A 10,065-nucleotide genomic window follows, 5' to 3' on the forward strand; every position below is an offset into this window, starting at 1 on the left:
TGAATCCCCAAACCTGATACACTATATATAGTATGAAGGGGCGCATAGGGGAGAGTGAAATCAAACAGGACGGGTCGCTTTTTGGTGACCTGTCTTTTGTTGTTGCGGCAGCACACGAGCTAAAAGCGCCACTCGCCCTAGTTCGTCAATTATCCCTTGCGCTTGAGGCCGATGGCCTGAGTGACATCGACAAACAGCGAATGCTACGACAGATAGTCCTGACGAGCGAACGAGCGCTACGACTAACGACTGATCTGTCACGTTCGTCGCGTTTAGAGGATAGTTTGTTTGATGTCGAGCCGCTTAATCCCCAGCAAATTTGCGAAGACGTGGTGCACGAACTGTTACCGCTATATGCAGCTAAGGGACGTGAAATTAGAGTCGCGAGCCATCACCGGTCACATCTAGTTGTGGCAAATCGTGATCTTTTACGGCGAATTATGCTCGGTTTTGGTGATAATGCGCTTCATTATGCTGATTCTACCGTCCCTGTTGAGCTACGGGCAAATAGCTGCGAAAATGGTTCGAAAATACGCCTAGCGGTACGCGATTACGGCCCTGCGATACCTGTTGATATCTGGGAACGATTACAGGCGCAGCTCGGCACTGGGGCGCAAACACTTCACGCCCGGCCTGGCAGTAGCGGGCTCGGGTTATATGTGGCGGGGCAATTTGCCGCAGCTATGCATGGAAAGATTGGTGCGACAAGGCATCGCGACGGTGCAACGTTCTACGTTGATTTAAACGCATCGACGCAGTTGAGTTTATTATGACAAAAACACCTATGATCCTTGTTGTCGAAGATGACGAATGGATGGCTGAACAGCACGTCCGGACACTGCACGAGGCAGGGTTTCGAGCGGAGCATGTTCCGCATGCGCTTGCCGCAATTGATAACGTCGATACGAAACGTCCCGACGCGATTATTTTAGACGTATTTTTATCAGGACCAAATGCGTTTACCTTATTGCATGAACTGCAATCTCATAGCGACCTAGCGGTTATCCCTATTATTCTATGTACGAATAGTGCTGACGATATTGCCGCAGAGGACCTAGAGGCTTATGGCGTGGCGCGCGTGCTAGACAAGACAACGATGAAACCGACGGACTTGGTGGCCGCAGTTAAAAAGGTCTTATCGTGAGCGGGGTGCGCACACGAGCAATTGTGCTGCGCCGGACAAATTATGGCGAAGCCGATCGGATTTTGCAGCTTCTAACTCCTGACGGCAAAAAAAGCGTCATGGCCAGGGGCGTTCGTCGGGAAAAAAGCAAACTTGCCGGTGGAATCGAACTATTTGCTGTCAGTGACATCGTTATTACCCGGGGCAGGGGGGAATTAGGGATACTAACGTCAGCACGCTTAATCCAGTTTTACAGACATATTCTAGAAGATTATGACACGATGCAATTTGGCTATGAAGCCGTTAGATTAACTAGCAGTGCGAGTGAAATGGTAGATGGCCCGGAATGGTACGATGTGCTAAGTGAAGTCTTGATGGCATTAGATGTTTTAACTATTCCAAGACCGCTCATCCAGACATGGTTTTACTTAAGGTATGCGGGATTGCTTGGATATGAGCTGAGTCTGTTTAATGACGTCGATGGCCAGCCGCTAGCTGCCGATAAATCCTATATGTATGATGTCAGTGAAAAAGGTCTACGCGCTAGTACGAGAGGCGAATTAACTGCCGACCATATTAAGTTTTTGCGCCTAATGAGCGTGAAGCCAATTCAGGCTTTAGCGCAAGTTGGGGGGATAGAGCAAATTCTACCTGAATGTTTGCAGGTGGCGCGTCAACACGCTGCAATTTAAAGTGTCTAAAAGTCGAACACCCGCCCTGGGGATACCAGGGCGGGCGGGTTGGAGGGTGATGACCATCATGGGGTCGGGCCAATGCGGCCAATCCACGTCGTGAATCGGTTGCCGTCGGTGTAGGTCAGCCAGTCGATCAGACGACAGCCCGGCCGACCGAACGCTTCCAACAGGGCGACTGTGAAACGTTCTCCATGAGTGAGATGATTCTTGCTTTCACGGAGATCCCTGATGAGACGGGCAATCATGGGTAGATCTTCAGCCTGCATCAGGCACGCCTTGAGCCAGTAAAGCGTGTTTTGGACTGCCAGTCGAGGGTGCGGCTTAGCCAAAAGACGCACGTAGAAGTCGGCCATAATGAAGGCTCGAACTGCTTCGTCATATGAGCCTTCGGCATACTGCACACGGCCAGTGACCGTTTGCAGCCTCACAAGCCGCACAGGGTCGTTGGCATGTAGCTTCCGGACCTCTTCGAGCTTGCCTGGGATCTCGTGTACGTCGTGCCGTTCTAGGGCAGACCGTAGAGCCTGTTCCCGTAGTGCATCACCTTTTTCCAAGTGCGAATCCAACATATTTTTCTCCAAGAGAATAGACGAATGGATCTTTTATATTATATCATAAAAAAAATGGTTTCGCAATGTCTACAATCTGTTATAATAAAGATAATTATGGCAAAAGATACGAAATTAGAAGACATTGTTTCACTCGCGAAACGTCGCGGGTTTATTTATCAAGGCTCTGAAGTATATGGCGGACTTAGCGGTACTTGGGACTACGGCCCACTAGGCGTAGCGCTAAAGCGCAATATTATGAATCTTTGGTGGACGATGTTCGTCGACGAGCGCGACGACATGTATGGCGTTGATGCGGCGATTTTAATGAACCAAAGAGTATGGCAGGCGAGTGGTCATGTTGATACGTTCGTCGACCCTTTAGTCGAAGATACGCTAAATAAACGCCGTTACCGTACTGACCACATCCTCAAAGACAAAGGTATTGATCCGACTGGCATGACGATGGAGCAAATGGACGCTGCGATTAAGGAAAATGGTATCAAAAGTCCTGATGGCAACCCGCTGAGCGAATCCCGTACATTCAACATGATGTTTAAAACGCACGTTGGACCTGTTGTGGATGAGAAGTCGGTCAGTTATCTTCGTCCTGAAACGGCACAGGGAATATTCACGAACTACAAGAATGTGCTCGATAGCTTTTATCCTGATTTACCCTTTGGCTTAGCGCAGCAAGGCAAGGCTTTTCGTAACGAAATTAGCCCTCGCGACTTTATTTTCCGTTCGCGTGAGTTTGAACAAATGGAGATTGAGTACTTTGTTGATCCAACCAAATGGGAAGAATCTTTTGAACACTGGCGTCAGCAAGTGTGGAAATGGACCGAAGCACTTGGTCTGCCAACCGAGTCTGTTCACGAACTAGAAGTCCCAGACGAAGATCGCGCTCACTATTCAAAACGAACGATCGATTTTGAATTTGATTTTCCAATCGGCCGTGAAGAATTGCTAGGTCTAGCGTACCGTACTGACTTTGATCTCAAAAATATTCACGACAACAGTGGTAAAAGCATGGAATATAACGTCAAAGGGACGAATGAAAAGCTCATTCCGCACGTGATTGAGCCTTCATTTGGTGTCGAGCGCGCACTTATGGCAGTTCTGTCTGCTGCTTATACCGAAGACGAAGTAAACGGTGAAAAGCGAACCTTCCTGAAACTTCCAGAACACCTGGCGCCTGTAAAATATGCAGTTTCACCACTCCTTAAAAACAAGCCTGAACTTGTCGCAAAAGCCCGTGAAGTGTATAAAGCGCTCAAAGCCAAACACGGAAAAGTAATGTGGGACGACAACGGCAATATCGGTAAACGCTACCGTCGCCAAGACGAAATCGGGACGCCGTACTGTGTTGTGATTGATTTTGACACGCTAGAAAATGACACGATTACAGTTCGTGAACGTGATACGACTGAACAGAAGCGAATTTCGGTAGGCGACCTCTTGGATCAATAGGCTGGAATTTGATCAAGCAACAGCGCTAGAGATAGCTGATAATTTCGACGGGTTTTTGGTTTTCGATAGCATCGTTAATGTCGATAGTTTGTAGAAAAGCAGGCAGAACGTTTTCCTTCGCCGGATCAATAAAGTTCATATTCTCAATCTCTAATTCGCCATGAGTTGTCTTTGCAAGATCAACGGCTGTATAGTCGTCGGCATTTTTAATGTGAAAGAAAAACTCAAGGTGTTCTTCACTGCCATCAATAAGCTGTTGAATAAATAAAAGGTTACCTATATCGGGCATCACGCCAGTCTCTTCGGTCATTTCGCGGCGCAGGCCATCTGTCAAACCTTCGTTGGGATCAAGACCGCCGCCTGGCGTACACCAAAAGTCACGGCTTTTACCATCTTTTCCTGGCTTCAACTGCTGGCAAAGTAATTTGCCATCTTTAAAGATAATACCTCTTACCGCAATTCGTCGTGCTATCATATTAAATAGATTGTAACAGAGAAAGCTAAGCTGGGGAAGTATGTCAGAACGATTTAAAACGACAGCCGAGATATTTGTAGCACGACACGGCCAGAACGAAGACAATGCCAACGGAATTTTGAACGGGCATCGGGATTTACCCCTGACGGATATTGGCAGACAACAAGCACGCGAGTTAGGTGAAGGGATACTGGCTACGGGACTAAAGTTTGATGCGATATATAGCTCTCCGCTTTCTCGCGCGTTAGAAACAGCACAAATAGTCAGTGAAATTTTAGGTATCAAAAAAGATCCAGTCATCATAGACGAACTTATTGAAAGGGATTTTGGTGTTATGACAGGCCAACCCATCGATAAGATTGAAGAAATGTGCGCCCCTCGCATCTTAAAGACGGAGATGATTTCCTACTTTCTCGACCCCAAAGATGCCGAGACTTTTCCAGATTTAATAGTACGTGCATCAAAAGCCATAGAGGAAATACGCACGCAACAACCTGCTGGAAAAGCATTGGTTGTCTGCCACGGTGATCTCGGGAAGATGTTATATGCAGCCGTGTCTGGTACGGGATGGGAAGAGACACTCAAAAAATTCCATTTTGGCAACTGTGAACTAATAGAGCTTGAGCCAAACGGAGAGACGCACGTTATCAAACTCGAACAATATAATTCGTAAACGAGGTACATATGAAATCTGAAATTGAAGTAAAATTCCTAAATGTTGATTTTGATCAAGTTCGTGCAAAGTTGCGAGAACTTGGTGGAGAATGCGAGCAGCCGATGCGTTTGATGAAGAGGGTGACTATTGAAACGCCAGAGCTGCTACGGAAAAAATCGTATGTACGCGTTCGAGATGAGGGCGATAAAGTTACGCTAACGTACAAGCAATTCGATTCTTTATCGGTTGATGGGGCGAAAGAAATCGAGATTATCGTCAGTGATTTTAAAGATACCGTCGCGCTGCTAAGCGCTGCAGGTTTACCACATATTTCCTTTCAAGAATCCAAACGCGAGACCTGGAAACTCCGAGCTGTAGAGGTGGTATTGGACGAGTGGCCATGGCTAAATCCCTATATTGAAATTGAAGGGGAGAGCGAAGCCGAACTAAAAGATGTCGCTGGAAAGCTAGGCTTTGATTGGAATGACGCGGTATTTGGAGGCGTAACGATCGCCTATCGGGCGCAGTATCCTCATATCGATCCGGGTGACACCGTTGGGCGAATTGCCAAGATTAAATTCGGCGACCCGGTCCCGGATTTCTTACAGGCTAAGGTATAATTATGCTTATGAAAGCAATCTGGAACAACACGACCATCGCCGAAGCACCTAAAGAAGATCTCATCCGTATTGAAGGGAACTGGTATTTTCCGCCCGAAAGTATACGCAGGGAGTATTTTTCAGATAGTGACCACCGGACTGAATGTCCTTGGCGGGGGCATACCTATTATTACGACGTTACCGTGGATGGTAAGAAAAATGAATTTGGCGCGTGGTACTTTCCAGAGCCAATGGACGGTTCAATTGAGCGGGTGAAGAAAGATTTCACGGATTACGTGGCGTTTTGGAATGGTATAGAAGTCACGGAATAGCGTTACATATTGTTTTACTGACGCTAAATAGGTATAATGAAAGTATCTAGTGGAGGATACGACACGCTATGGATGACGAAGAAGTAAGGCGAAATACTACTCCGTCCGACCCTGTGCCCTCTGTCCGCCCCTCAACTTATGAAATGCTCGTGGATAAAAGTAAAAAACTTGGCCGTGGGGCAACCACCGCATCCCAGGCTGTTCGCAATATCTTAACCCAAGACATACCGTTACCGTCAGCCGAACGGCTGATTGGTACTATTCCACAACTAATGCTTGCAAGGGATAAAAAACAAAAAGAGTTGGATGATGCCGATCGGCTCAAGAAAGCGGTGAAAAAATCCCACCAAGTGCTTGCAAGCACCAGAACGGTTTTTCCTATGACACTGTTCCCGGACAGCGTCATCGTGGACCGCACAAAAATAAGCATTATAAAACGCGATTTCTTCTGGACCTCAAACGTTATCAGCTTTCAGATCGAAGACTTATTGAACGTATCATGCGCGGTGGGGCCAATATTCGGTTCAATTACCATCGCGAGCCGTGTTATGAGTACTGTCGACCACTTTTACGTGAATTACCTATGGCGAGGCGACGCCCTCTTTATCAAGAGCCTGATACAGGGTCATATTATTGCCAAAAATAACAAGCTCGAGACCGACCATCTGACGCGCCAGGAAACGATCGATACGCTACTCGAACTTGGTACTGACTCCGATCGTTAACGGTTTTTATAGTCTTCGCGAATGACGTATAGTGGAATAGAGATTATGTCATAAGGGGGAATTATGGTGAATACAAATTTTAGTGGACTTAAAGCGGTATTTTTTAACGGCACGCTAAAAAAGTCGCCCGAAGTAAGTAATACAGAAGGGTTATTAGAGGCAAGCCGGCTGCTAATGGAAAAACATGGGGTGAATACTGAAGTTATTCGCACTATTGATCATGATATCGCAACTGGCGTTCAGCCTGATATGCGCGAACATGGCTGGGCTACTGATGAATGGCCTGAAATTTATAAAAAAGTGCGAGCGGCGAATATCGTGGTGATTGCCGGTCCAATCTGGCTAGGCGACAACAGTTCCCAGACTAAAAAAATCATTGAACGCTTATATGCGAATTCTGCTGAAACGAACGAAAAAGGCCAATGGGCGAATTACGGCAAAGCTGGCGGATGTATTATTACGGGTAACGAAGACGGGCTGAAACACTGTGCTATGAATGTCCTGTATAGCCTGCAACATATTGGGTTTACTATTCCACCACAGGCTGACGCGGGTTGGATAGGAGAGGTCGGGCCTGGGCCAAGTTACCTCGATAAGGATTCCGGCGGGCCTGAAAACGACTTTACTAACCGCAACGTGACGTTTATGAGCTATAATCTAATGCATACGGCGCAGATGCTAAAAGATAACGGCGGCATTCCAGCGTACGGCAATTTGCCTGATCAATGGAAAAAAGGCGAACACTTTGGTTTTTCTAATCCTGAATATCGATAAATAAAAGGAAACATATGATTACATATTACACAGACGGGAGCGCCAGCCCAAACCCTGGTCCCGGTGGCTTTTCAGTGATCAAAGAATTGCAGCCGCATATTTTAGGTAGTGAAGCGGGTGATACGACCAATATCCGCATGGAAGGCAAAGCAATTGTCTCAGCGCTAAAAGACGCAGACGGCGAAGAGTGCCAAATCTTCACTGACAGTGAATTTTGGATTAACGTTATTACGAAATGGTCAGTGGCTTGGGAGAAAAATGACTGGAAAAAGAAAGGTGGCGAAATTAAAAACCTCGACATCGTTCAGGAGGTCTGCCCACTATATCGACAAAGCAAAGCGACACTTACATGGGTACGCGGGCACAATAATGACGAAGGTAACGAACTTGCCGACGAATGGGCAAACAAAGCCCGGGAACGACGAAAAGAATTCATATGAGAGAAATAGAGATCAAGGCGCGAGTAGCGGGTAAGAACGCGCTCATAGGTATTTTAAAGAAACAGGATATTACCCTTAGCGATGCCGTTACCCAGCGAGATCAGGTTTTTGGTATCGAAGGGGCATTTGGGGGAGACGGCCAGTCAAAGCCTTGGCTTCGCATCCGAACGGAGACCAAAGGTGACTCGACTAAACAAATCTTTACGCTTAAAAAATCGGTGACGAGTCAGCTAGATAGCATTGAACATGAAACAGAGATTGCTGATGAGCAAGAACTTGCAAAAATTATTGAACACATTGGTTTTACGCCATATTCTGACTCAACAAAAACACGCCAAAAGGCGCAGATTGGTGAAATCGAGATTTGCGTTGATAGCGTCAATGATCTGGGTGATTTTGTCGAGGCCGAAAAGCTAACAGCCGAAGATGCGGATATCGATAAAGTGACCAATGAGCTTTGGGGCGTTTTAGAGCAATTTGGCATTACGCGTAGCCAGCAAGTAACTGATGGCTATGACGTCATGCTGCGAAAATCCCAAGGTCTCGAAGGATAGGTATGGCAGAATTCGCAAGCACGGGTGGCATTATTTTAAATGGACGCGAAATTAATGGCCGCACTTATACGCGTGATGATGGGTCATACGAAACACTTGATTTAAGTGATGTCGCTGCTGGTGATATTGTGTCGGTTATAAATAGCAAAGGCAGAAAATACCAGTTTCTTAGACTGGATCATGAGGAGCATGCTTCGTCTCTGAACGGGTGGCAGATGATAGCTGAATCGGAAGATAAGTTTGGTAGTCGTGCGCTTAATCTTGTTCTTTCAGACAGTGAATCATTCTTGACCCCAAGTGTAGTCTTAGACGAACGCACGGAGTTAGGAGTGGTTGATTCTACAGTAGCACCACACATAATTGTCAGCCTAGGACGGGTAGCAGCTATTTTGCCGAGTAATCTGCCAGATATAGCAGCGAATCCTGTCTTTCATGCAAATGCAGCATAATATTTATTATGTTACACTAAAATAGTTCAACTAATATCAAGAGCGCGACGAGGGACTGGCCCTATGACTCGCCGGCAACCAGTGCAATTGCACAAGGTGCCAATTCCAGCCTGAGATTTCAGGAAAGATATGCGTCTTTTATAGATGATACTCCTTTCCTGGGCCTCAATAAGGACAGATAAAGGAGTATTTTTATGTCTGCAACTACAACCAAATTTTACCGAACCGCCGAAAGCGTGTCGCCCGGACATCCTGACAAGATTGCTGATCAGATATCTGACGCGATTTTGGACGCGCATTTAGCCCAGGATCCCAAGGCGCGCGTGGCGGTGGATGTCGCGGGTGGTCACGGTAAGATTTTCGTGACCGGCGAAGTAACCTCAAAAGCAAAAAACGTTGACGTATCCGCAATTGTAAAGCGTTTAGCGGGCAATGTTGAAGTGATTGAGCATATTGCCGCGCAGAGTCCCGAGATAGCCGCAGGGGTCGATACGGGCGGTGCAGGCGACCAAGGAATTATGATTGGCTATGCTACAAACGAAACGTCCGAACTTTTGCCATTTGAAGTTGTTTTGTCGCGACGCTTGAACCAGTTTTTATACGAACGCTGGCCACATGATGGTAAAACGCAGATTACAACGGATGGAGAAACGATTGTCGGGGTTGTCGCAAGTTTCCAGCACGCTCCTGGGGATAAATTACGTGCGGCGGTTGACGAGTGGTTAGCGGATTATACCGTTAGCGAAGACGTGCGTATTCATGTTAATCCAAGCGGCGACTGGAATATTGGTGGATTTGAAGCTGATGCTGGATTAACTGGACGTAAATTAGCAGTAGATAGCTACGGTCCGCGTATTTCACTTGGCGGTGGCGCGTTTAGCGGCAAAGACCCAAGCAAGGTTGACCGAAGTGCGGCGTATATGGCGCGTAAAGTCGCGGTCGATTATTTGAAAAAACGAAATGCTAAAGAAGTATTTACGCGTTTAGCCTATGCGATTGGCGTAGCTGAACCGCTAGAAGCAACGGTTATTATTGATGGAGAGCACGAAGCTATTACAGGTTACGATCTAACGCCAAACGGTATTATAAATGCCCTTAACCTGAAACGTCCCATCTACGAAGAAACTGCTCGTTACGGACATTTTGGGCATGAATTTGATTGGGAAAAGTAACTACCGAATATCTGAAGCTTGCGACCAAATCAGATCGAATAATTGAATTTGTTG

15 protein-coding genes and 1 riboswitch are annotated in these 10,065 nt (G+C 46.6%); of the genes, 13 read left to right on the forward strand and 2 right to left on the reverse strand.

The window, feature by feature from the left end; all coding sequences use genetic code 11:
* The first annotated feature begins 32 nt into the window (after window positions 1–32).
* From VK497_05890 to recO, 3 genes are read left to right on the forward strand one after another with little or no spacing between them, the layout of a single operon-like run.
* Complete coding sequence (locus VK497_05890) at window positions 33–773, forward strand: HAMP domain-containing sensor histidine kinase (GenBank protein HMI09898.1); 741 nt, start codon at window positions 33–35, stop codon at window positions 771–773.
* Window positions 770–1,144: a response regulator gene (locus VK497_05895; GenBank protein HMI09899.1), complete on the forward strand. Its 375-nt coding sequence runs from the start codon at window positions 770–772 to the stop codon at window positions 1,142–1,144. Before VK497_05890 ends, VK497_05895 begins: the two co-directional genes overlap by 4 nt.
* Window positions 1,141–1,815, forward strand: coding sequence for a DNA repair protein RecO (gene recO / locus VK497_05900; GenBank protein ID HMI09900.1), 675 nt, complete (start codon window positions 1,141–1,143; stop codon window positions 1,813–1,815). The genes VK497_05895 and recO overlap by 4 nt, the downstream gene beginning before the upstream one ends.
* 65 nt (window positions 1,816–1,880) lie before the next feature.
* On the opposite strand, the gene VK497_05905 is transcribed toward recO, so the two are convergent.
* On the reverse strand, window positions 1,881–2,387 hold the full coding sequence (locus tag VK497_05905; GenBank protein HMI09901.1) for a hypothetical protein: 507 nt from the start codon (window positions 2,385–2,387) through the stop codon (window positions 1,881–1,883).
* A 96-nt stretch (window positions 2,388–2,483) separates the two neighbouring features.
* Between VK497_05905 and VK497_05910 the strand changes: the two genes are divergently transcribed.
* Entirely contained in the window at window positions 2,484–3,836 is a 1,353-nt protein-coding gene (locus VK497_05910; protein HMI09902.1) for a glycine--tRNA ligase, read from the forward strand.
* Window positions 3,837–3,861: 25 nt separating this feature from the next.
* Here the strand turns inward: VK497_05910 and VK497_05915 are convergent, their stop codons facing one another.
* On the reverse strand, window positions 3,862–4,311 hold the full coding sequence (locus VK497_05915; GenBank protein HMI09903.1) for an NUDIX domain-containing protein: 450 nt from the start codon (window positions 4,309–4,311) through the stop codon (window positions 3,862–3,864).
* Window positions 4,312–4,351: 40 nt separating this feature from the next.
* Between VK497_05915 and VK497_05920 the strand changes: the two genes are divergently transcribed.
* From VK497_05920 to VK497_05960, 9 genes are all read left to right on the forward strand, one after another.
* On the forward strand, window positions 4,352–4,984 hold the full coding sequence (locus VK497_05920) for a histidine phosphatase family protein (GenBank protein ID HMI09904.1): 633 nt from the start codon (window positions 4,352–4,354) through the stop codon (window positions 4,982–4,984).
* An 11-nt stretch (window positions 4,985–4,995) separates the two neighbouring features.
* Complete coding sequence (locus tag VK497_05925) at window positions 4,996–5,586, forward strand: class IV adenylate cyclase (protein HMI09905.1); 591 nt, start codon at window positions 4,996–4,998, stop codon at window positions 5,584–5,586.
* Window positions 5,587–5,594: 8 nt separating this feature from the next.
* On the forward strand, window positions 5,595–5,897 hold the full coding sequence (locus VK497_05930; GenBank protein HMI09906.1) for a DUF427 domain-containing protein: 303 nt from the start codon (window positions 5,595–5,597) through the stop codon (window positions 5,895–5,897).
* Window positions 5,898–5,965: 68 nt separating this feature from the next.
* On the forward strand, window positions 5,966–6,622 hold the full coding sequence (locus tag VK497_05935) for a hypothetical protein (GenBank protein HMI09907.1): 657 nt from the start codon (window positions 5,966–5,968) through the stop codon (window positions 6,620–6,622).
* A gap of 63 nt (window positions 6,623–6,685) precedes the next feature.
* Window positions 6,686–7,396: a flavodoxin family protein gene (locus VK497_05940; protein HMI09908.1), complete on the forward strand. Its 711-nt coding sequence runs from the start codon at window positions 6,686–6,688 to the stop codon at window positions 7,394–7,396.
* Between the two features lie 14 nt (window positions 7,397–7,410).
* Window positions 7,411–7,836 (forward strand): ribonuclease H, encoded by a 426-nt coding sequence (locus tag VK497_05945; GenBank protein HMI09909.1) that lies wholly within the window; start codon window positions 7,411–7,413, stop codon window positions 7,834–7,836.
* Complete coding sequence (gene cyaB, locus VK497_05950; GenBank protein HMI09910.1) at window positions 7,833–8,390, forward strand: class IV adenylate cyclase; 558 nt, start codon at window positions 7,833–7,835, stop codon at window positions 8,388–8,390. The genes VK497_05945 and cyaB overlap by 4 nt, the downstream gene beginning before the upstream one ends.
* Before the next feature lie 2 nt (window positions 8,391–8,392).
* The gene (locus VK497_05955; GenBank protein ID HMI09911.1) at window positions 8,393–8,839 is read left to right on the forward strand and encodes a hypothetical protein; all 447 of its coding nucleotides are present in this window, start codon (window positions 8,393–8,395) and stop codon (window positions 8,837–8,839) included.
* Window positions 8,840–8,869: 30 nt separating this feature from the next.
* A riboswitch (SAM riboswitch) is annotated at window positions 8,870–8,973 on the forward strand.
* 60 nt (window positions 8,974–9,033) lie between these two features.
* Complete coding sequence (locus VK497_05960; protein ID HMI09912.1) at window positions 9,034–10,011, forward strand: methionine adenosyltransferase domain-containing protein; 978 nt, start codon at window positions 9,034–9,036, stop codon at window positions 10,009–10,011.
* The last annotated feature ends 54 nt before the right edge of the window (window positions 10,012–10,065 follow it).

This window comes from Candidatus Saccharimonadales bacterium, assembly GCA_035317825.1.
Classification (GTDB): domain Bacteria; phylum Patescibacteriota; class Saccharimonadia; order Saccharimonadales; family Saccharimonadaceae; genus DATHGB01.